The 21,507-nt window shown below is 61.4% G+C and carries 19 protein-coding genes; 16 read left to right on the forward strand and 3 right to left on the reverse strand.

Going from position 1 to position 21,507, the window contains the following annotated elements; translation table 11 throughout:
- Positions 1–5: 5 nt before the first annotated feature.
- Entirely contained in the window at positions 6–3,530 is a 3,525-nt protein-coding gene (locus tag C8348_RS02675; RefSeq protein WP_106751736.1) for a PAS domain-containing hybrid sensor histidine kinase/response regulator, read from the reverse strand.
- Between the two features lie 253 nt (positions 3,531–3,783).
- On the opposite strand from C8348_RS02675, the gene mscL reads away from it, so the two are divergent.
- The 6 genes from mscL (at position 3,784) to C8348_RS02705 (ending at position 8,967) form a co-directional block, all read left to right on the forward strand.
- Positions 3,784–4,209: a large-conductance mechanosensitive channel protein MscL gene (gene mscL, locus C8348_RS02680; RefSeq protein ID WP_106751737.1), complete on the forward strand. Its 426-nt coding sequence runs from the start codon at positions 3,784–3,786 to the stop codon at positions 4,207–4,209.
- Positions 4,210–4,366: 157 nt separating this feature from the next.
- Positions 4,367–5,542 carry a pyridoxal phosphate-dependent aminotransferase gene (locus tag C8348_RS02685; RefSeq protein ID WP_106751738.1) on the forward strand — a complete coding sequence of 392 codons (1,176 nt, stop codon included), beginning with the start codon at positions 4,367–4,369 and terminating at the stop codon, positions 5,540–5,542.
- Between the two features lie 96 nt (positions 5,543–5,638).
- Positions 5,639–6,814, forward strand: a complete 1,176-nt coding sequence (locus C8348_RS02690) for a two-component system sensor histidine kinase NtrB (protein WP_106751739.1) — start codon at positions 5,639–5,641, stop codon at positions 6,812–6,814.
- 63 nt (positions 6,815–6,877) lie between these two features.
- Positions 6,878–7,477, forward strand: a complete 600-nt coding sequence (locus C8348_RS02695; protein WP_106752018.1) for a response regulator transcription factor — start codon at positions 6,878–6,880, stop codon at positions 7,475–7,477.
- Between the two features lie 142 nt (positions 7,478–7,619).
- Positions 7,620–7,958, forward strand: a complete 339-nt coding sequence (locus tag C8348_RS02700; protein WP_106751740.1) for a response regulator — start codon at positions 7,620–7,622, stop codon at positions 7,956–7,958.
- 295 nt (positions 7,959–8,253) lie between these two features.
- On the forward strand, positions 8,254–8,967 hold the full coding sequence (locus tag C8348_RS02705; protein WP_208983496.1) for a Crp/Fnr family transcriptional regulator: 714 nt from the start codon (positions 8,254–8,256) through the stop codon (positions 8,965–8,967).
- A 207-nt stretch (positions 8,968–9,174) separates the two neighbouring features.
- Here C8348_RS02705 and hemN read toward each other — a convergent pair whose 3' ends face one another.
- Positions 9,175–10,539 (reverse strand): oxygen-independent coproporphyrinogen III oxidase, encoded by a 1,365-nt coding sequence (hemN, locus tag C8348_RS02710; RefSeq protein ID WP_106751741.1) that lies wholly within the window; start codon positions 10,537–10,539, stop codon positions 9,175–9,177.
- Between the two features lie 181 nt (positions 10,540–10,720).
- Between hemN and C8348_RS02715 the strand changes: the two genes are divergently transcribed.
- From C8348_RS02715 to ccoS, 9 genes are all read left to right on the forward strand, one after another.
- Positions 10,721–11,764 (forward strand): AbrB family transcriptional regulator, encoded by a 1,044-nt coding sequence (locus C8348_RS02715; protein WP_208983498.1) that lies wholly within the window; start codon positions 10,721–10,723, stop codon positions 11,762–11,764.
- A 224-nt stretch (positions 11,765–11,988) separates the two neighbouring features.
- Positions 11,989–13,644, forward strand: coding sequence for a cytochrome-c oxidase, cbb3-type subunit I (gene ccoN, locus C8348_RS02720; RefSeq protein ID WP_106751743.1), 1,656 nt, complete (start codon positions 11,989–11,991; stop codon positions 13,642–13,644).
- A gap of 13 nt (positions 13,645–13,657) precedes the next feature.
- Positions 13,658–14,392: a cytochrome-c oxidase, cbb3-type subunit II gene (gene ccoO, locus C8348_RS02725; RefSeq protein ID WP_106751744.1), complete on the forward strand. Its 735-nt coding sequence runs from the start codon at positions 13,658–13,660 to the stop codon at positions 14,390–14,392.
- A 10-nt stretch (positions 14,393–14,402) separates the two neighbouring features.
- Positions 14,403–14,558 carry a cbb3-type cytochrome c oxidase subunit 3 gene (locus C8348_RS02730; protein WP_106751745.1) on the forward strand — a complete coding sequence of 52 codons (156 nt, stop codon included), beginning with the start codon at positions 14,403–14,405 and terminating at the stop codon, positions 14,556–14,558.
- A 3-nt stretch (positions 14,559–14,561) separates the two neighbouring features.
- A complete protein-coding gene (ccoP, locus tag C8348_RS02735) occupies positions 14,562–15,440 on the forward strand; it encodes a cytochrome-c oxidase, cbb3-type subunit III (RefSeq protein WP_106751746.1) in 879 nt (292 codons plus the stop codon).
- A 169-nt stretch (positions 15,441–15,609) separates the two neighbouring features.
- On the forward strand, positions 15,610–17,067 hold the full coding sequence (gene ccoG, locus C8348_RS02740; protein ID WP_198646901.1) for a cytochrome c oxidase accessory protein CcoG: 1,458 nt from the start codon (positions 15,610–15,612) through the stop codon (positions 17,065–17,067).
- Between the two features lie 12 nt (positions 17,068–17,079).
- Positions 17,080–17,628, forward strand: a complete 549-nt coding sequence (locus tag C8348_RS02745; protein WP_208983500.1) for a FixH family protein — start codon at positions 17,080–17,082, stop codon at positions 17,626–17,628.
- A gap of 46 nt (positions 17,629–17,674) precedes the next feature.
- Positions 17,675–19,885: a heavy metal translocating P-type ATPase gene (locus C8348_RS02750; RefSeq protein ID WP_106751747.1), complete on the forward strand. Its 2,211-nt coding sequence runs from the start codon at positions 17,675–17,677 to the stop codon at positions 19,883–19,885.
- Positions 19,886–20,042: 157 nt separating this feature from the next.
- A complete protein-coding gene (gene ccoS, locus C8348_RS02755; RefSeq protein ID WP_106751748.1) occupies positions 20,043–20,222 on the forward strand; it encodes a cbb3-type cytochrome oxidase assembly protein CcoS in 180 nt (59 codons plus the stop codon).
- Positions 20,223–20,251: 29 nt separating this feature from the next.
- Here the strand turns inward: ccoS and C8348_RS21875 are convergent, their stop codons facing one another.
- Positions 20,252–20,425, reverse strand: a complete 174-nt coding sequence (locus C8348_RS21875; RefSeq protein ID WP_157950365.1) for a hypothetical protein — start codon at positions 20,423–20,425, stop codon at positions 20,252–20,254.
- 521 nt (positions 20,426–20,946) lie between these two features.
- Between C8348_RS21875 and C8348_RS02760 the strand changes: the two genes are divergently transcribed.
- The gene (locus C8348_RS02760; RefSeq protein ID WP_425270805.1) at positions 20,947–21,507 is read left to right on the forward strand and encodes a response regulator; all 561 of its coding nucleotides are present in this window, start codon (positions 20,947–20,949) and stop codon (positions 21,505–21,507) included.

The following is a 21,507-nucleotide window of genomic DNA, read 5'->3' on the forward strand; positions in this document are numbered from 1 at the left end:
CAGGTCTATTCGGCGGGAAGGAGTTCGGCCCGGCACCGGGCCAGATGCGCGCGCAACGCCGCGGGCTTCACCGGTTTGTTGATCAGGGCGATGTCGCGGTCCTGGGCCTCGGCCCGCACCGGACGGCTGCGATCGGCTGTGATCAGGATCGCCGGGATGTTTGCGCCGAACTTCCAGCGCAACCGCACCACGCAGTCGATGCCGTTGCCCTGGTCGAGGTGATAGTCCACCAGCATGATATCCGGCGCCCGTCCGGCTTCTGCAATGCGTTCCATGGCCTCCACGTCATTGGCGGCCGTCATCGCCTTGCAGTTCCAGCTTTCCAGCAGGCGCTGCATGCCATCGAGAATGTTGGGCTCGTTGTCGATCGCAAGCACGAGAAGCCCGTCCAGCTGGCCGGGAATGGCTGCAGGCTCCGGGGGCAGGATGGTTTGCGGCAGCGGAGCCGCCGTGGGCAGTTCGACCGCGAAACATGACCCTTTGCCACTGCGCGAGCGCAGCGTAACCGGATGATCGAGGACGCGGCTGATCCGCTCGACAATGGACAGACCGAGCCCGAGCCCCTTGGCCGCGCGCATGCCCTCGTCGAGGCGATGAAATTCGAGAAAGATTGCCTTCTGCTTCGAGGAGGGAATCCCGAGGCCCGTGTCATGCACCTCCACCACCACCCGGCCCGCATGGCGGCGGCAGCCGACAAGGACCTTGCCCCGGCTGGTGTATTTGACCGCATTCGAGATGAGGTTCTGCAGCAGCCGCCGCAGCAGCCGTCTGTCCGAGCGCACCGACAGGGACGGTGCGACAAAGGTCAGAGCGAGGCCCTTTTCCTGCGCCACCGGCTCGAACTCCAGCCGCAGGCTCTGCAGCATTTCATCAAGGCGGAAGATTGTGTGTTCGGGTTTCAAGGCACCGGTGTCCAGCCGGGAGATATCAAGAACGGCGCCGATGATGTCCTCGACTGACTCCAGTGACGCCTCGACATTGCGTACCAGATCGCCAACGTCCCCCTCCTGATACCGGTTTACCAGAACGGACGCATAGAGCCGGGCGGCATTGAGCGGTTGCAGGATGTCGTGGCCAGCTGCTGCCAGAAACCGTGTCTTGCCGATATTCGCTTCTTCGGCCGCATGGGTTGCCGTCACCAGCTGGTGATTGACGCGCGTCAGTTCTTCCGTCCGCTCCCGCACCCTCCGTTCGAGCGTTTCATTCGCCCGTGCCAGCGCTTCCTCGGCAAGGACCCGCTCGGTGATATCCGTGAAAGTGGTGACGATGCCGCCATCGGGCATCGGGCTGATGCGCACTTCCAGCACGGTGCCGGACAGGAGTAGCCGCTCCTGGAAGGTCTCCTGCTGGATCACCAGCTTGTCGAGCCGGTCTGACAGGATGGCATCCGTGGCTCCACCGGCCAGTTCGCCCCGTTCTGCATTGAAGCGGATGATGGCGTCGAGCTGGGTGCCGACCTGGCCATATTCCGGCGGCAGGCCGAGCAGGTCGCGGAATTGCCGGTTCCAGCAGATCAGGCGCAGGTTGACGTCAAAAACGCCGATGCCCTGGCGCACCTGGTCGAGCGCGGTCTGCAACAGGTCGCGGTTGTACTGGATCGCCTCGGAGGCATCGTCCAGCAGCTTCATCGCGCCCTTTATGTTGGAATCCCGCCGCTTCAGCATCAGCGACAGCACAAGCCGGGAGGAGGCCGCGCCAATGGCCGAGGCCAGCAGCTGTTCGGAATATCGCAGCATCTGTGCGTCTGCGGTGGCGTTCTGGTCCAGCGTCAGCCCGCGTTCCCGGGCATAGCGTTCGAAGGACCGCTCGGTGCGTTCGACCCCGAGATAGCGGGCAACGGTCGACTTGAGGTCGCCAATGGTCACATTGGTACGCCACAGCCGCAGTGATGGGGTCGGCAGGATGTCGGGCGGCACGAAGATGTTGGCCTGCAGCCGTTCCGCCGGCTCCGGCGTCCGGCTCAGTGAAAAGCCGATGTAACAGGCGATATTGACCAGGAGGCTGAAGGCGACCCCATGCAGGAAGGGATCCGCCTCGATGCCGAACAGGGCCTGTGGCCGCAACAGCTCCAGTCCGAAGGGGCCGGTGTCGAGAAAACTCTCCGGAAACAGCCCGGAGCGGGCGAACGTCGGCAGCAACAGCGTGTAGAGCCAGAGCCCGAAGCCACTGGCCATGCCGGCAATCGCCCCGCGCGCGGTTGCCCGGCGCCAGACCAGTGCTCCAACGAAGGAAGGGGCGAACTGGGCGATGGCCGCGAAAGACAACAGGCCGATTGAGGAGAGCGCTGCAGTGTCCCCGGCTGCGCGGTAGTAGGCATAGGACAGGAGCAGGATGAACAGGATCGCGGTTCGCCGGGTTCGCAGCAGCAGCCGGCTCATGTCGCGCGCCGGGGCCCCGGCTGCCTCTTCCTGTGCCCGGCGCCTGAGGATCATGGGGACGACGATGTCATTCGAGATCATGATCGACAGGGCAACCGTCGCCACGATTACCATGGCAGTGGCCGCAGACAGGCCGCCGATGAAGGCAAACAGGGCCAGCAGGCCTTGCCCTTCGGAAATGGGCAGCGCCAGAACATAGCTATCCGCATTGACGGACGCTGGAAGGGTGAGCAATCCGGCGGCCGCAATGGGTATGACGAACAGGTTGATCAGGACGAGATACAGCGGAAACAGCCATGTCGCCCGGCGCAATTCCGCTTCCGAGTTGTTCTCCGTGACGATCACATGGAACTGGCGCGGCAGCATGAGAACAGCAATGGTCGACAGGGTCGTCATCGCGATCCAGTTGCCGGTGTTGATCGGCTGGGCAAAGACCCTCGCCGTTTCAGGATGCGTTGCAATCGCGGCCACGAGGTCGAGCGGGCCGTCGAAGAGCGCATAGGTGACCCAGATGCCGACAGCCAGAAAGGCGATGAGCTTGACGATGGCCTCCAGGGCAATTGCCAGCATCAGGCCTTCCTGATGCTCGGTGGCATCGATGTGGCGTGTTCCGAACAACCAGGCAAACCCAGCAAGTCCGATGGCGATCAGCAGGGTGATGTCGCCGAAGGATGTGATCAGCGACGTGCCATCAGGGGGGCCGAAGGGGCCGATCATGGTCGTGACCGAGAGCGAGATCGCCTTCAGTTGCAGCGCGATATAGGGAATAATTCCAATGACGGCGATCACGCTGGCCACGGCCGCCACAGTCTGGTGCTTGCCATAGCGCGCGCCGATGAAATCCGCGATCGACGTGATCTTCTCGGCCTTTGACAGCTGGATGATCCGCCGCAGGATCGGAAAGCCGAAGGCAAACAACAGCACCGGGCCGATGTAGATCGTCAGGAACTCGAAGCCGTTCCGCGTCGCGCCACCGACGGAGCCGTAAAACGTCCATGATGTGCAATAGACCGACAGGGACAGCGCATAGATCAGCGGTCGCCCCTTGCCGCCGCGCCACAGCCGTGCGGCTCGGTCGCCGTAGCTTGCAATGGCGAATAGCAGCAGAATGTATCCCAGTGCCGTCAGCGTGACGATCCAGCCATCCAGCATGGTCTGCCCGGTGTTCTGTCCCGGTCTGGTGTCCAGATCCGGGCGCGGTGGTTCCGCATTTGGTTATCAACATGCAGCAAGCTTGTGGATTGCCGCCTCCCGGTGCTGATCGGACCACAGCGCAGGGTCACTGTCTATTCACCTTCAGGCGGGGCCCCCTTCTGGATCGCGTTCAGAATGTGTTAAGCCTTCGGCCAGAGGGGCTGGCGGCACACAGCGCATCGCCGCACCTGGACTGCATGGGGAGCGAAACATGCTGAAGGAATTCAAGGAATTTGCCATCAAGGGCAACATGCTCGACATGGCCATCGGTATCGTCATTGGCGCGGCCTTCAGTGCGATTGTCTCGTCCATGGTCGATGACATTATTATGCCGCCGATCGGCCTGATCCTCGGAAATGTTGATTTCTCCGAGCTTTTCCTCGTGCTCAAGGAAGGCGCGGTCCAAGGCCCTTATGCCACGGTTGATGCGGCCAAATCTGCCGGTGCAGTAACCTGGAACCTGGGCCTCTTCATCAACGCGGTGGTAAAGTTCACCATCGTGGCCTTCGCGCTCTTTGTCGTGGTCAAGGGCGTCAACCGCCTGCGCCGGGAGGACGAAGCCAAGCCTGCCGCCCCGGCAGCGCCCAGCCGCGAGGAAGTCCTTCTCGGCGAGATCCGCGACCTGCTGAAGAAGTGAGGCTCGGTAGCGCCGCTGGTCCGTGATTGGCGGCGTGGTTACCAGACGCGGTCCCGGGTGTCCCGGACAAAGGGGTCGTACGTTACTTCCCGGGTCGGCATTTGCCGGCCCGGCTTTCGTGCCCGTTTCATCTGAAAGACATGCAGAAGGCTGCTTCGTGACCCAGTCGCTCTTGAACGCATTGCGTGCCGCCGCCAGACAAGCCCCGGAAAGCGGAATTGTCGAGGTTGTGAATGCCGCCCGCGGGCGCGCCGACCTGATCCCGCTCTGGGTCGGCGAAGGTGACCTGCCGACCCCGGAATTCATTTGCGAAGCCGCTGCAGGCGCGCTGAAGGCCGGCGAGACGTTCTACACCTATCAGCGTGGCTTGCCGGACCTGCGCCAGGCGCTGGCAGATTACCACGCCCGCGTTTACGAGCGTCCCTTTGATGCCGAACGGTTCTTCGTGACCGGATCCGGCATGCAGTCGATCCAGATCGCCGTCCAGATGATTGTTGGCGCCGGCGACGAGGTGCTTGTGCCGACGCCGGCCTGGCCCAACATCGCAGCGGCGGTGGGCATCAGCGGCGGAACCCCGGTGTCCGTGCCCATGCATTTCGGCACCCTTGGCTGGACCCTCGATCTTGATCTTCTGGCCGCCAGCGTGACGCCGCACACCCGGGCGATCTTTCTGAATTCGCCCAGCAATCCGACGGGTTGGGTTGCAGATCACTCGACCCTCTCGGCCATCTTGGCGCTGGCCCGCAAGCACGGGCTGTGGATCATCTCGGATGAGGTCTATGGCCGCTTCTATTATGGCGAGGGAGGGCGTGCCCCATCCCTTCACGACATTGCCGATGACAGCGACCGCATCCTGTATGTGAACACGTTTTCCAAGAACTGGGCCATGACCGGATGGCGCATCGGCTGGATGTCGGCCCCGGCAGAGCTGGGGCAGGTAATTGAAAACATGGTGCAATATTCCACGTCCGGGGTCGCGGCCTTCATGCAGCGCGCAGCGCTCGCCGCGCTCTCGCCGCAAGGCGATGCTTTCGTGGCCGCCCAGATCGCCCGGGCCGAGGCTGGCCGCAAGATCATCTGCGATGCCATTTCCGGCCTGCCCGGGTGTCGCTTTGCAGAGCCGGAGGGGGCCTTCTATCTTTTCTTTGGGTTGGACGCGCATCCGGACAGCCGCCGCCTCGCGATGGATCTCGTGCGCGAGACAGGGCTCGGTCTGGCTCCAGGGTCGGCGTTCGGCGCCGCAGGCGAAGGGTTCCTGCGCTTGTGCTACGCCCGGCGGCCGGACCATCTCGCCGAAGGCGCGCTGCGACTGTCCAGGTGGCTTGCAGATTGACGAAAACTGCACTGGCAAGTTACGCAATTTCCCGTAAGATTTACAATTCATACGTCACGAAGGGCGTATTGGCTGCAACCGCAGGCGGCGAGGGGCATGGTTGAGGGACCAACTCCGGACGAGGAACCAGTAGAGGGCGAGCCAGTGTGGACGGTTTCAGGGGCGCGGCTTGAAGGTGTGCTGGACACAGCCGTCGATGGCATCGTGGTGATCGATGATCACATGCGGGTACTGGCCTATAACAAGGCCTGTGAACGTTTGTTTGGCTATACCGCTGCGGAAACACTTGGGCGGAATGTGTCCATTATCATGCCGCGCCATTACGCCGAAGCGCATGACGGCTATGTCCAGCACTATCTTGAAACGGGTGAGAAGCGGATCATCGGCATTGGCCGGGAAGTCGCGGCGCGTCACAAGGACGGCACCGAGTTTGCGGTCGAACTGTCGGTTGGTGAAACCGTAACGCCGGACGGGCGTCAGTTTATCGGCATCTTGCGCGACCTGCGTCCGCGCAAGCAGATCGAGCGCAGCCTTGCCCAGGCGCAGGCTCAGCTCCTGCACATGACTCGCATCAGTGCCATTGACGAAATGGGCGCTGCCATTGCTCACGAACTCAATCAGCCGCTGACGGCGGTCCTGCTTTATTTGCAGGCCGTTGTGCGCAAGGCCCGTGATCGTGAGTTGCTTGATGCCCAGATGCTCGGCGTGATCGAAAAGGCCATGCGCGAAGCCGAGCGTGCCGGGGAGATCATTCAGCGGATGCGCCAGCTCGTCGAAAAGCGCGAGCCGGAACGCTCAGAGACGGACATCGGACCGTTTGCCCAGTCCTGTGTTGAGCTTGTCGAACTGGGCAGCATAGACGGCAAGACACTGTTCCAGACCGTCATTGATCCCCGGATCCCTACCGTATCGATGGACCCGGTGCAGATCCGACAGGTTCTGGTGAACCTGCTGCGGAATGCCCGCGAAGCGGTTGCCGCTTCAGACGTCAAGCAAGTCCGTCTGGAGGTTGCGATTGACGACGGGTTTGTCGAGTTCCGCGTGTCTGACAGTGGCCCCGGCGTGCCGAAGGAAGTCGTGCCGGAATTGTTCCGCGCCTTTTCAAGCCACAAGCGCAAGGGCCTGGGGCTCGGCCTGGCGATATCCAGGACCATCGCACAGAACCATGGGGGCGATCTCGTGCTCCGGCAAGGGACAGGGCAGGGTGCGACCTTCGTGCTCCGGCTTCCTGTGGAATGCGGCATTGATACTACGCAGGCCCCGGATCAATAAGGGTAAGTGCGCAGTATCTTGATTCGTGAATGAAAGGACCGAATGGCCATGAGCAACGTCAACATGGACGCAAGCCAGACCATCTATGTGGTTGATGATGACCCGGCGGTCCGCGACGCGCTTTCGGTGGTCTTCGAGATGGAGGGCTTCACGGTCCGCAGCTTCGCAGACGGCGATGCCTTCATTGAAGCGGTCAAGTCCCAGGTGCCTGCCAGTGTCATTCTGGACGTTCATATGCCTGGGCGTTCCGGCATCGATGTGCTGAAGACATTGAGCGCGGATCACTATGATGCCCCGGTTTTCATCATCTCCGGGCAAGGCGATATCCCGATGGCCGTCGAGGCGATCCGCAGCGGGGCATTCGATTTCATCGAGAAGCCCTTCAATGCGGACACGGTTGTCGATCGGGTGCGGGAGGGCATTGCGGCCATGGCGACCCGAAACGCTGCTGCCGAAGCTCATTCCGGGTTCCAGGGTGCTGAACTTCTGACCCAGCGGGAGCGCGAGGTCCTTGGCCGGATCACCGCCGGCGCATCGAACAAGGAAGCCGGGCGTGAACTCGGGATCAGCCCGCGCACCGTGGAAGTGCACCGGGCCCGCATCATGGAAAAGCTTGGCGCACGCAACGCCGCCGACCTCGTCCGTATCGTCCTGGGGCACTGAGGCGAGCGACCGGCGACGCACGGAATATGCGTGCCGGGCCTTGGGCGCGGTGACTTTCGTAGTAGTGCGTAGGTTACTCCGGCAAAGAAAGCCTTATAACTCTGGCCTAGGCTCAATATAGGTGCCCTGGAGTTAGGTCCTCGTGACGGTTCATATCATCGAAGATGATTATGGGGTTGCTGACGCGCTCGCCACATTGTTGGGCGGCGTTGGACATGACACCGTCTGCTATCCGGATGCGGAATCGTTTTTCGAGGCAGCGCCGCCGGCTGCCGGAGATGCCGTTATTGTCGATCTGGGTTTGCCAGGCTTGAGTGGTGTCCAGGTGGTGCGATGGCTGGATGAAATGAGAAATCCTCCGCGCGTCATTGTAATTTCCGGCCAGTCAAATTCGAGTATTAGAAGTATTATCTCAGAGCTTCGCCCGGTGGTCTTCTTGAGGAAGCCATTGTCTGAGGAGCTTATTGTTCCTCATCTGTGACGATTTGCCGCATTTGCTGTGAGTTCGATGCAAAATGTTTTGGCTCGCCCCCAAATTTTATCTCCCTTTCACGCCGAGGCAATGAATCCGGGCTTCGTTTCTTTCCCGTTATGTAAAATGCCTTACGCACTCGACCGGATTTTCCTGTGTCATGCGTCAGTCTAGGGTTGCTTGGTCAGCAATCGGGAAGGTTCCGGACACCGGACGGGGTGTGGGGAGCCGGGATGCAGGGAAAAGGGTGGACGGACCCTCTGCGCCAGTTCCGAGCCTCGACTGGCAGCCATAGGAGGGAAAAATGGCTTATCTCGATCGCACTCCCGACATGGACCTGTCCTATCGTGGACAGATGAGTGTTCGTGGCACGGCAGAAGCCTCTGCAACACTTTGCAGTTTTGGCGCCAAGTCGGTTCAGTTTCGCCCGCACGAGGTGGTATATTTCGAAGGTGACCCTGCTGACCGGATCTTCGAGGTCGCACGTGGAACCATCATGCTGTTCAAGCTCCTGCCGGATGGTCGTCGTCAGGTGGTCGAGATCCTGCGCACGGGCGATATTTTCGGCATTCCCAATGGCAGCGAGCAGGATTGCACCGCAGAGACCTTGACCGACGCCAAGGTCAATTCGCTGGATCTCAGCCAGGTCGAGACCTCGGCAGCCGTTCAGCGCCAGCTCACCAAATGCCTGATCGCGCAGATGCAATCACTGCACGAGCATGCTGTCCTTCTTGGCCGCAAGTCGGCCACCGAGCGCGTTGCGAGCTTCCTGATGCATCTCGTTCCCGAGCGCGGCACCAATTCCTGCGCCGGACCGGTTGATGAGGCCAATGACAGCCGCCAGGTCAAACTGCACATGACACGACAGGAAATTGCCGATTACCTCGGCCTGACAATCGAGACCGTCAGCCGTGTCATTTCCGATATGAAGCGTCGGGGTCTGATCAACGTCGAACGTAACGACGAGATCCGCCTCAACAAAGTCTGTGCCGTGTGCCAACTCACCGGCAGACACTGACCTCCAAAACACAAAGCCCCATCGGTCAGGAGAGAAGCCAGTCCTTTCGAGGGCTGGCTTTTTGTGTGGCCGCCAAGATCGGATGAAGACATCTGGTACCGTTCCGGTCCGCTTCCCCGAGAGAGCAAATGTGCCGGCTTTTCATCCAGGCCTATGGCTCGCATTCAATCCGTGTCCGGCCAATCGGCTCTCGTTCGACTGCCGCTGTCACACTGCCATGGAATGGCGCGGCGGCACGACCGCGGCGGCCGCTTTGCCGAAGTAGGCGTCGAAAACAGCAGCGACAACGCGAACATAGGGCTGCGCTTCGTCTGGCACGCGGATGATGTCCCCTTCGATGCGGGCGAGGCCATCCTCCACAAGGGGCGGCAGTTTCGAGAGGCTTTCGCTGAGCCGTGCCTTGCACACCCGGTGCCTGGCCAGCACGTCGGCGAGGTCCACCTGGTGATCGGTCATCAGCCGTTCGATGATTTCCCCACGCGCCTTGTCTTCAGCGCTCATGGCAAAGCCGCGTTGGACGGGAAGCCGGTTTGCACCCAGCGATCTTTCCCATGCCCCCACATCGGATGCGTTCTGGACATAGCCCTGCGGCAGGCGGCCGATGGACGACACACCAAAGCCAATCAGGGCTTCGCCCGTGTCGGTGGTGTAGCCCTGGAAGTTGCGTTTCAGCGTACCGGCGGCGAGCGCGACGGCCATGCTGTCGTCAGGCAGGGCAAAATGATCGAGACCAACCGCCACATAGCCGCCGGCCAGCAGCGCCTCCCTTGCGATATTGGCCATGTCCAGTCGCTCCGGCGGCGTCGGCAGCGCGGCTTCGTCAATCAGCCGCTGGTGCTTTTTCATCCAGGGTACATGGGCATAGCCGAACAGCGCGATGCGCGACGGCCGCAGGTCCAGTGTATGGGCGACCGTGTTGAGGATCGTCTCGCGGTTTTGATGTGGCAGACCATACATGAGGTCGAAATTGATCGCATCGAGCCCGGCCCGCCGCAGGTTCTCCACGGCCGTCCGCACCACCTCGAGCGGCTGCACGCGCCCGATGGCGAGTTGCACGCCGGGATCAAGGTCCTGCACCCCGAGGCTGGTCCGGTTAATGCCAATGGCCGCCAGTGTGACGGCCAGATCGGCGGTCACATGACGCGGGTCCAGTTCCATCGCATGTTCCAACCCGGGGACCAGATTGAAGACGACACGCATGAGGCCCGCAAGATCGATCAGACGCTTTGCCGGCAGAAGGCTCGGCGTGCCGCCGCCCCAGTGGATATGGTGAACCGGCCGGTTCCCCCCCAGGTGCCGAGTGACCAGTTCTATCTCGCTGGCCAGGGTTCGTGCATAGGCGTCAAGTGGAGCGTCCTTGCGGCTGGCCTTGGTATGGCATCCGCAATAGTGGCAGATCTCACGGCAGAACGGCACGTGCAGATACAGGGACAAGGGGGTGTCTGCCGGCAACTCGCGCAGCCAGGCGGCATAAAGTGTCCCGTCAACCGCGTCATTGAAATGCGGCGCGGTCGGGTAGCTTGTGTAACGTGGCACGTTGCGCGTGCCATAGGGGGCAAGTCTGTCGCTCATGGGCTTTTGATGGCAGCAGGCAGCGTGGCGTGCCTTGATCTGTCTCAACGGCAGATGCGTCTGTCCTGTTTTAGCCGGTGAAAAAAGTCGTTAGGGTCGCTATAGTTTTGCCTTCCCCTCGCGCCGTGTTTCCGGTCTCATGCCAAAATCAGACAGTCTTGCCGTCCGCTTGCGGACGTTGTTGATCACCCTTTTCGTTGGAACACTGGGCGGCGGGCTGTTTGCGCTCGCGGGTCTTCCTGCTGCCTGGTTGTCGGGGGCGATGATCGCGGTTGCAGCCGCCGTGCTCATCGGCATGCCGAGCCACGTGCCTGACAGGTTGCGGGATGGTCTGTTTGTAATCCTTGGTGTCGCGATGGGCAGCGGGGTTACGCCGGAGGTGGTGGATCGTGTTGGCGACTGGCCCTTGTCGATGCTGGGCCTGTTCGTGGTTGTCACGACGGTGATGGTTTCGACCTTTGCCTTTCTTCGCAGTTTCGCCGGCTGGTCGCGGGAAACATCCTATTTCGCGGCAATTCCGGGGGCCTTGTCATTTGTTATCGCCCTGGCCTCTGATCGCGAGGCCGATGTTGCCCGGGTCGCCGCCTCGCAGACGATCCGCCTGTTCTTTCTGGTTGCCATTCTTCCCGGGGTGGTTGTGGGAGCCACCCCGGCAGACCAGATGCCGGTTCTGGTGCAGCCGGCAATCGCGCCACTGCCGCAGTTCGTGTTGGCGCTGGCCCTTTGCGTCCTCGGCAGCCTTGCAGCCGTTCGCCTCAGGTTTCCGGGCGGGTGGCTGACCGGGGCCTTTTTTGTCAGTGCGGCTCTGAACGGCGGCGGCGTCCTCAACACGCATGTGCCGGATCCCTTGATGGTTCCCTGCTTCATTGCCCTTGGCGCAATGATTGGTACCCGGTTTGCCGACACCACGCCGATGAGCTTGCTTCGATTGCTCGTTGCCTCCGTTGGTGCGTTTCTTGTCGGACTTTTCGTGTCGGTGTCCGGTGCCCTGCTGGTTGCCTGGGCGCTTGGGTTGCCCTTCGGCCAGGTGCTGTTGGCCTATGCGCCTGGCGGCCTCGAAGTGATGATGCTCATCGCATTCCTGCTGGACCTCGACCCCGCCTATGTCGCGGCGCATCAGTTGGCACGTTACATCGCGCTGGTGCTGGTTCTGCCTCTGGTCACGCTGATTGTTCTGGGGCGGCCGGCCCGTGAGTCGCAGGACGGCTCCTCCGATCGGACCTGACTAGGCGCATATTCGGTATCTGAAGAGGCGAAATGCCCTGAAAGCCGGCGTGCCGGTGACTTGATGTGCGGCATTTCCAGCGCACTCCGAAGAGCCTTCACCCAAGTGGCTGCGGCATCTCGCAGCGGTTGATTTGAATCAACGCAAACTGCCCGTCCCCATGCGCATGGTCGACCTTGGTTCGCTGGCACTCGGCCTGCGACACAGAAGACTGGGGCGGAAGAATGGCAAATTCAAAAGCCAAGCTGATTACGCTCGAGGAAGGTGGCTTTGCGCTTTTCCTCGTGCTGCTGGCCTTCGCCTGCCTGATTGTGGCGGGGAAGACATATGACCAGGTGATGGCGTTCCACACGTCCTTCGGTGCGCTTTGCGCGGCCGCTGGTGCGTTCGTCATCTTCAAGAACTATTTCGCTGACGGCGGTGAGCCGATCCCTCAGGAGATCGACGGCAAGCCGAACTACAACATGGGGCCGGTCAAGTTCGGCTCCGTCGCTGCCATGTTCTGGGGCATCGCCGGCTTCACGGTCGGTCTGATCATCGCGCTTCAGCTGGCCTGGCCCGCACTGAACTTCGACCTGCCCTGGACCAACTTCGGCCGCCTGCGTCCGTTGCACACCTCCGCCGTGATCTTTGCCTTCGGCGGCAACGTGCTGCTGGCAACGTCCATGTATGTTGTACAGCGCACCTCACGTGCGCGCATGCCAGGCCAGATCCTGCCCTGGTTCGTGATCCTTGGCTACAACGCCTTCATCGTCATTGCCGGCACGGGCTACCTGCTGGGCGCGACGCAGGGCAAGGAATACGCCGAGCCGGAATGGTATGCCGACCTGTGGCTGACCATCGTCTGGGTTGCGTATCTGATGCTGTTCCTCGGTACGCTCTGGAAGCGCAAGGAACCGCACATCTACGTTGCCAACTGGTTCTACCTGGCTTTCATCGTCACCATCGCGATGCTGCACCTGGTCAACAACGCCACCATTCCGGTGTCGGTGTTCGGAACCAAGTCCTACATCGCCTGGGCTGGCGTGCAGGACGCCATGGTGCAGTGGTGGTACGGCCATAACGCCGTGGGCTTCTTCCTGACCGCCGGCTTCCTGGCCATCATGTACTACTTCGTGCCGAAGCGTGCCGAACGGCCGGTCTACTCCTACCGTCTGTCGATCGTGCACTTCTGGGCCCTGATCTTCATCTACATCTGGGCCGGTCCCCATCACCTCCACTACACGGCGCTGCCGCAGTGGGCCTCGACCTTGGGTGCGACCTTCTCGATCATCCTGTGGATGCCGTCCTGGGGTGGCATGATCAACGGCCTGATGACGCTCTCGGGCGCCTGGGACAAGCTGCGCACGGATCCGGTCCTGCGCATGATGGTGGTGTCCGTCGCCTTCTACGGCATGTCGACCTTCGAAGGTCCGCTGATGTCGCTGCGCTCGGTCAACTCGCTGTCGCACTACACCGACTGGACCATTGGCCATGTGCACTCGGGTGCGCTCGGCTGGGTGGGCTACATCTCCTTCGGTGCGCTCTACTGCCTCATTCCGTGGCTGTGGAACAAGAAGAGCCTGTATTCACTGAAGCTGGTGAACTGGCACTTCTGGCTCTCCACCATGGGCATCGTGCTCTACATCTGCGCGATGTGGGTGTCCGGCATCATGCAGGGTCTGATGTGGCGTGCCTACGACAAGATGGGCTTCCTCGAATACTCGTTCATCGAGACTGTCGATGCGATGTTCCCCTTCTACGTCATCCGTGCCCTTGGCGGTGCCCTGTTCGTGCTCGGCGCTCTCATCATGGCCTACAATCTTTGGATGACCGTTCGTCATGGCGAGGCAGAAGTTGCCGAACGCCAGTCGGGCGGCGCCCTGGCCCCGGCCGAATAAGGGGAGGCGAGACATGTCTGCTTGGAACAAACACGAAGTCTTCGAGAAGAACTCGATGATCCTGCTGGTTGGCATCCTGGTGATGGTTGCCATTGGTGGCCTGGTCGAGATCGTCCCGCTCTTCTATCTGAAGAGCACCATTGAAAAGGTGACGGGCATGCGGCCCTACACCCCGCTCGAGCTTGCCGGGCGCAACATCTACATCCGCGAAGGCTGCTACCTCTGCCATTCGCAGATGATCCGGCCGATGCGTGACGAACTGGAACGCTACGGCCACTACTCGCTGGCGGCGGAGTCGATGTACGACCACCCGTTCCAGTGGGGCTCCAAGCGTACGGGCCCGGATCTGGCCCGCGTCGGAGGCAAGTACTCGGACGAATGGCATCGCGATCATCTGGTAGACCCGCGCGCCGTCGTCCCGGAATCCATCATGCCGGGCTATCCGTTCCTGCTCGAGGCCAAGGTTGAGACCCGTGGCATTGCGGACCATCTGAAGGCCAACGTTATCGTCGGCGTGCCCTATACGGACGCCATGGTCGAGAACGCGGCCGCTGACATGGCGGCCCAGGCCAACCCCGACAGTGACGGCGTTGATGCGTTCCTCGAACGTTATCCCAATGCCCTGGTCCGCGACTTCGATGGCAATCCGAAGGCCGTCACCGAGATGGATGCACTGGTCGCCTACCTGCAGATGCTCGGTACGCTGGTGGACTTCTCGATCTACGACAACAAGGCCGACCTGCGCTGAGGAGACGACGATGAACGAGACTTACACCTCGCTGGCCGCCTTCGCCCAGACCTGGGGGCTCCTCTACTTCGTGCTCATGTTTGCACTGGTGGTTGCCTATGTGGCCTGGCCGAATAACCGGAAACAGTTCGAAGACGCCGCCCAAATCCCGTTTCGGGAGGATTGATCCATGACTGACACGCACAAGAAGGAAGTCGACGCGCTCTCGGGCGTGGAGACGACGGGCCACGAATGGGATGGCTTGAGGGAATTGAACAATCCACTGCCGAAATGGTGGCTCTACGTCTTCTACGCCTGCATTGTCTGGGCGATTGGCTACTGGATTGTCTATCCGTCCTGGCCGTTGCTCTCGAGCTACACCACAGGCGTCATGGGCAACAGCCAGCGTGCCGATGCGCTGGCGGCTGTTGACGCCGGCCGGGCAGCACGGGCCGAAATCGGCACGAAGCTGGTCGATGCCACGCTGGAGGATATTTCCTCCACGCCGGCTCTCCTGGACTTTGCCATGGCGAACGGCAGGGCCGCATTCGGTGACAACTGCTCGGCCTGTCACGGGTCGGGCGGCACCGGGTTTGTTGGCTATCCTAACCTGCAGGACGACGGCTGGATCTGGGGCGGAACCCTGGATGACATCCACACCACGCTGAAATACGGCATTCGCTCCGGTCACGACGAAGCCCGTATCGGTGAAATGCCGGCCTATGGTCGCGATGAACTGCTCGAGAAGGACCAGATTACACAGGTGGCGAATTTCGTCGCCTCGAAGGCTGGTCTTGAAACCGAAGCCGGCGTCGATCTGGCGGCCGGTGAAGTTGTCTACCAGGAGAACTGCGCCGCCTGTCACGGTGAAGACCTGAAAGGCTTGCGCGAAGTCGGTGCCCCGAACCTGGTGGGTGCCAACTATCTCTACGGGAAGTCTCTGGCAGCCATCAAGGCGCAGATCAACAACCCGCGTGCAGGCGTCATGCCGGCCTGGGAAGGCCGTCTCGACCCGGCCACGGTGAAATCCCTTGCTGTCTATGTCCACTCCTTCGGCGGCGGCGAGTAAGGGGGCTTGTCACCAGACACGGTGTCGCAGGTTGATCGGCCTCAAGGCCAGCCAGCCGGCACCGGACTAGAGTGACAGCCACGAGCAAGAGCCGGGTCGGCCTGCCGCCGACCCGGGAACCTTCCCGGGGTCCGTTGGGGCCGGCCCTGGACAGGAAAAGGACGGAACAATGCGTGTCGAGCCAGACGCCGCATCAGGCGGCAACGAGCCAGAAGAGTGGTTTGCCTCTGCGAAGAAGATTTATCCCATGGCAACTCATGGGACCTTCCGGCGGATCAAGTGGGCGCTGCTTTTCATAACGCTCGGCCTTTACTATTTCCTGCCATTCATCCGCTGGGACCGTGGGCCCAATGCGCCTGATCAGGCTATTCTCATCGATCTGGAGGGCCGGCGCGCCTATTTCTTCTTCATCGAGATCTGGCCGCAGGAAGTCTACTACCTCACGGGGCTCCTGATCATTGCCGCGCTCGCCCTGTTCCTGATGAATGCCGTCGCCGGCCGCATCTGGTGCGGCTACCTGTGCCCGCAGACGGTCTGGACGGACCTGTTCATGTGGGTCGAACGCAAGATCGAGGGGGATCGTCGTGAGCGGATTGCGCTCGACAAGGCACCCATGAGCCTGTCCAAGCTGGCCAAGCGCACCGCAAAGCATACGTCCTGGCTGATGATTGCCTGGTGGACGGGCGGTGCCTGGGTGCTCTATTTCTCCGACGCACCGACCCTCGTCTATGACCTTGCGACCTTCCAGGCGCCCTGGGCAGCCTATCTCTGGATCGCCATCCTGACCGCGACGACCTATCTCCTCGCTGGCTTCATGCGCGAGCAGGTCTGCATTTACATGTGCCCCTGGCCGCGCATCCAGGCGGCCCTGACCGATGAGAAGGCGCTCAACGTCACTTATCGCTGGGATCGCGGCGAGCCGCGTGGCCCCTTGAAGCGCAACAAGGAACTGGCGGAGCAGGGGCTTCCGGCAGGGGACTGTATCGACTGCGCCCAGTGCTATCATGTCTGCCCGACTGGCGTTGACATCCGGGGCGGCCTGCAACTTGACTGCATCCAGTGCGGCCTGTGCATCGATGCCTGCGACAACGTCATGACGAAGGTGGGCAAGCCGACAGGCCTGATCGGCTACGATACGGATGAAAACATCCAGCGGCGTCTGGATGGCAAGGATCCGGTCTATGAGATCGTCCGTCCCCGCACGGTCATCTATGCGGCGGTGATTGCCATTGCCGGCGCCATCATGCTCTACGCGCTGCTGACCCGCGATTTTGCCGGGATCAGCACCCTGCATGACCGCAACCCGATCTTTGTCACTCAGAACGATGGCAGCATCCGCAATGGCTTCACGGTTCGCCTGATGAACAAGCGGACGCATGATCGCAGCTTCCTGCTCAATGTCGAAGGCATGCCCGCCGGCTCGCGCATCGAGGCTGTCGGTATCGATCACTATTTCGAGGGGCGGCCCTATGTGGTGGTCGGCCCGGATCAGACCCGGGAAATCCGTGTTCTGGTCTATTCGCCGCAAGACATGAAACTGCCGTCCTCGACCCCGATCACGTTCCGCCTGACTGACACGGTGATGGGCGAGGTGGTCACCACCAAAGACTTCTTCAAGGCACCCTGAAGGGAGGGAGCAATGACCATGAACAGCACAGCTACTGCTGCAGCACTGGCTTCGGCACCGAACTCCGGCAAAGGCGGAAAGCCCTTCACCGGGCGGACTATCCTCTACTGGGTTCTCGGCTTCTTCGGTGTGATCTTTGCGGCCAACGCGGTCTTTCTCTACTATGCTATCGGGACATTTCCGGGCACGGTGGTCGACAGTTCTTACAAGGCCGGCCTTGCCTTCAACGGCGAGGTTGCCGCAGCCAAGGCCCAGGCCGACCGTGGCTGGCAGGTTGCAGCCCATCTCGATCGAAGCACGGACGGCGCAGCCCGGATTACGGTGACTGCCCGCGATGGCGCCGCAGCTCCGCTCGCAGGTCTCGTCTTCACGGCCAGGCTCTCCCACCCGACAGCCGCAGGGCTTGACCAGACGATCGCGCTCGCCCCGCTGGAGGACGGCCGCTACACCGGTGTTACGCCCGGGCCGCTTGCCGCCGGCAACTGGAACATGGTGATCGAGGCCGAAGGGGCGGAAGGCCGCCTGTTCCGGTCGGAAAACCGGTTGTTCCTGAAGGAGTGATCCTTCTTCTGACCTGACAACGCGAGTGCACGGCAAGAGGACGGCTATGACGGTGCATATGCGAGACTGGGATGCCTTTGTCACGCCAGCGGCGGACGGCGGCGTCCATATGGACCTGGCGGTGGAGGGCATCACCTGCGCCGCCTGTATGGGAGAGATCGAGCGCGGTCTGGCCCAGCTGCCTGGTGTCACAAGGGCGCGCCTCAACCTCACCAGCCATAGGCTGGCCGTGGACTGGGACGCCGAGCAGACGCCTGCCGATCTCATCGTCTCCACGCTCGACCATATGGGCTATCGCGCCCATCCCTTCGATCCGGCCGCCCAGAAGGCGCGCGAGGATCGCTCAGGGCGCGAGTTGCTGCGCGCCATTGGCGTGTCCGGCTTTGCCTCCATGAACATCATGCTGATGTCCGTGTCGGTGTGGTCCGGCAATGTCACGGACATTACCGATGAGACGCGCGACCTGTTCCATTGGGTCTCGGCGCTGATCGCCCTTCCGGCGGTCGCCTATGCCATCCGCCCGTTCCTGCGCAGCGCGCTTGCTGCCATTCGCGGGCACCGTCTCAACATGGATGTGCCGATCTGCATCGGCGTGTCGCTGGCCGTCGGCCTTTCGGTCATCCAGACCCTGCAGAGCCAGCATCATGCCTATTTTGAATCGGCAACGATGCTGCTCTTCTTCCTGCTGGTCGGGCGCTATCTCGATCACAACATGCGCGGACGCACCAGATCGCTCGCCGAAAACATCGCGGCTTTGAAGGCTGAAGTCGCCGCACGCATCGCCCCCGATGGCACCGTGCGGGAAGTCCCGCTGTCCAAGATCGAACCGGGTGACCGGGTGCTGGTGACCGCCGGCGAGCGCATTCCCGTCGACGGCGTTATCGATGTCGGCCAGTCCGAAGTCGACCAGAGCCTGGTGACCGGCGAAACCGCGCTTGCGCCGGTTGGACCAGGCACGCGGGTTTATGCCGGCACGCTCAATGCTGACGGCGTGCTGGAAATCCGTGTTTCGGCGGCCTCCGGAGCAACCCTGCTGGACGAGGTCAACCGCCTTCTGGAAGCCGCCGGTCAGGCAAAGTCCCGTTATGTGGTTCTCGCCGACCGTGCCGCCTCGATGTATTCGCCCATCGTCCATGCAGCCGCGCTGACAACTTTCCTCGGCTGGACGCTTTATGGTCTTGGCTGGCAGCCATCCCTGATCATCGCCATCTCGGTGCTGATCATCACGTGCCCCTGCGCACTCGGGCTTGCCATTCCGGCCGTGCAGGTCGTGGCGTCGGGGCTGCTGTTCCGCGCCGGCGTACTGATCCATTCCGGGGATGCCATCGAGCGGCTGGCCGCTGCCGACACCATCGTCTTCGACAAGACCGGCACCTTGACCCTGGCGCAGCCTGAATTGCTCGAGCCTGTTGACGACGCCGATCAGGATCTGGCCGTGGCCGGCCGGCTGGCCCTTTCCAGTCGCCATCCGCTGGCCCTGGCACTTGCACGGGCAACCGGAGCGAGCCATCCGCTGGGCGGTGTCCAGGAAACCACTGGCGCGGGCGTCGAGGCGTCGCAAGATGGACAGACTGTTCGCCTTGGCAGTCCGGCTTTTTGCGGGGTGTCGGAGGCCCGGGTGGCCGAACTGCTCGAGCGCCATGGCGATGCGTCTCTACTGGCGTTTCGCGTCGGCACCGAACCGGCCCGCCTGATCCCGATGCGTCAGAGCCTTCGTCCCGATGCGAAGCAGGTGATCTCGCTTTTGCAGTCTCGCGGTTACCGGATTGAAATCCTCTCCGGAGACCGTTCCGGTGCCGTAGAAGCCGCCGCGATGGCATTGGGCGTCACCCACTGGCGTGCCGGCATGACACCCGCCGACAAGATCGCCCGCCTCGATCAATTGAAGGCCGAGGGAGCCACTGTTCTGATGGTGGGGGATGGTTTGAACGATGCCCCGGCCTTGGCTGGTGCTCATGTGTCCTTGTCACCGGTGACTGCTGTTCATCTCAGCCAGGCAGCTGCGGATGCTGTCTTCCTTGGCGATGCGCTTGCCCCGGTTGCTGATGCCTTGTTGATTTCGCGCAGGGCAAAGGCAGTCATGATGGAGAACCTCTGGATCTCGGTCATCTACAACCTGATTGCCGTGCCTATTGCCGTCGCAGGGTTTGTCACGCCGCTGGTCGCGGCAGCCGCCATGTCCGGGTCCTCCCTGATCGTGACGGCAAACGCATTGCGGCTCCGTCTTCTGCGCAGTCGAGCACGCATAGATGGGTAACACCTGATCGGCGCAAGCCTCGCGAAAGCTCTGCGGCCAAGGATTGCCTGGTGAAGCAGGCACTTGCGATACATAGTGGAACGAGTGGAAGGGGCGGGGCAGTCAGGAGATTGGTGAGACAGGACCCTGAAGGCCTGGAGCCTGTGGAGTAAGAACCGTGGAAGTGCTGCTTTATCTCATTCCCGTCGCCGTCAGCCTGGGTGCGCTCGGCTTGGTCGGTTTTCTCTGGTCTCTGAAATCCGGTCAGTATGACGATCTGGAGGGGGCCAAGTGGCGGGTTCTGTCAGATGATGATCTGCCGGAGGACCAGCAATCGGGAAAAATGCCGGACGCGTAACGCCGACCGCCAGACGCTGGCGACGTGGGTCAGCCGATCAAGGTGGACAGCATCATGCTGGCCGAAACGACAATCAAGGCGACGCCGGACAGCAAAAGGGTGTTCTCGCGCATGGGAAACTGTGCGGACGACACGGGGCGCACCTCGAAGGGAGTGCCGAAATTCACTGCCTGCGTCTTGCTCTGGCGACCGATGGTGCGCATGGCTTGCTCCGACATGGTTATACCCTGAACATCCGTATTTTTGCTGTTCGTGTGAGCAACGTTGTAGGCCGGATTTTTGAAGGGGCAGTTAAGTCATATCGCTGTAATGTGTTAATCCCTGTAAACTTTACTGAGTGTTAAATTCTTTCCGAGCAAATTAATGCCAAGTGATGCCGACTTTTGTATCTGATTGAAATTCAATTGATTTCCGCAGCTTTGGTTCTGCGGCAGACGCGCATGTCTTTTTGGTTGAATGCAGTCGCAGCGGTGCTGGCGACTGTCTTTTACGGAAAATGGCTCCCTTCCATGGTCCATCCCTTAATGGATCCCGCTCCTATGTTAAGATCTGGAATTGAAGGTCGCGGATATCTCGATTTCCGAGCGGCAGCTTTCTTGTGTGACTTTTCGAGAGCGTGAACAACGTGATCTGAACAGCTGGAAAACACGCAACTCGCGAGAAACAATGCACTAACCCTCTTTTCACGGTTTCCCGGTAAGACTCTGGCTCTGAACTGGAGGTCCTGGTGAGCGTAGATCTGGCTTCGCTGACATTTTTGCTTGTGGAGGATAGCGCCTACATGCGCACGATCCTTCGCACGATGCTGCAGGGCTTTGGAGCCCGGCGTATCGTCGAGGCCGAAGACGGGGCATCCGGTCTGGAAGCCATGGACCGGGCAAACCCGGATGTCCTCATTCTGGACTGGGTTATGCCCATTCTGGACGGCGCGGACATGGTGCGCATGATCCGCACTTCCAACAATCCCTTCGCCTATATCCCGATCATCATGGTCACCGGACATACAGAGCGCAGCCGCATCATCGAAGCGCGCCGTCTGGGTGTCCATGAGTTGCTGTCAAAGCCGATTTCCGCAAAGGCGCTGTATCAGCGGGTGTCGAACGTGATCATGAACCCGCGTGATTTCGTCAAGACTCCCAGCTACTTCGGCCCTGCGCCGCGCGAGATCCGCAACCGCCAGAAAATCTGGCAGGGCGGGGTCCGGCCGCCGGAAATGCGCAAGCCGGGTGCCACTACTCCTCCCACGGACACCGGCGACGAGAACGAGACGCTCGCCATCGGCTAA

This window comes from Pannonibacter carbonis (assembly GCF_003012935.1).
Lineage (GTDB): Bacteria > Pseudomonadota > Alphaproteobacteria > Rhizobiales > Stappiaceae > Pannonibacter > Pannonibacter carbonis.

Coding starts and splice junctions, on each gene's coding strand:
- C8348_RS02675 (WP_106751736.1), bottom strand. CDS start 3,530: ATGCTGGATGGCTGGATCGTCACGCTGACGGCACTGGGATACATTCTG.
- mscL (WP_106751737.1), top strand. CDS start 3,784: ATGCTGAAGGAATTCAAGGAATTTGCCATCAAGGGCAACATGCTCGAC.
- C8348_RS02690 (WP_106751739.1), top strand. CDS start 5,639: ATGGTTGAGGGACCAACTCCGGACGAGGAACCAGTAGAGGGCGAGCCA.
- C8348_RS02695 (WP_106752018.1), top strand. CDS start 6,878: ATGGACGCAAGCCAGACCATCTATGTGGTTGATGATGACCCGGCGGTC.
- C8348_RS02705 (WP_208983496.1), top strand. CDS start 8,254: ATGGCTTATCTCGATCGCACTCCCGACATGGACCTGTCCTATCGTGGA.
- hemN (WP_106751741.1), bottom strand. CDS start 10,539: ATGAGCGACAGACTTGCCCCCTATGGCACGCGCAACGTGCCACGTTAC.
- ccoN (WP_106751743.1), top strand. CDS start 11,989: ATGGCAAATTCAAAAGCCAAGCTGATTACGCTCGAGGAAGGTGGCTTT.
- ccoO (WP_106751744.1), top strand. CDS start 13,658: ATGTCTGCTTGGAACAAACACGAAGTCTTCGAGAAGAACTCGATGATC.
- C8348_RS02730 (WP_106751745.1), top strand. CDS start 14,403: ATGAACGAGACTTACACCTCGCTGGCCGCCTTCGCCCAGACCTGGGGG.
- ccoP (WP_106751746.1), top strand. CDS start 14,562: ATGACTGACACGCACAAGAAGGAAGTCGACGCGCTCTCGGGCGTGGAG.
- ccoG (WP_198646901.1), top strand. CDS start 15,610: ATGCGTGTCGAGCCAGACGCCGCATCAGGCGGCAACGAGCCAGAAGAG.
- C8348_RS02745 (WP_208983500.1), top strand. CDS start 17,080: ATGACCATGAACAGCACAGCTACTGCTGCAGCACTGGCTTCGGCACCG.
- C8348_RS02750 (WP_106751747.1), top strand. CDS start 17,675: ATGACGGTGCATATGCGAGACTGGGATGCCTTTGTCACGCCAGCGGCG.
- C8348_RS21875 (WP_157950365.1), bottom strand. CDS start 20,425: ATGCGCACCATCGGTCGCCAGAGCAAGACGCAGGCAGTGAATTTCGGC.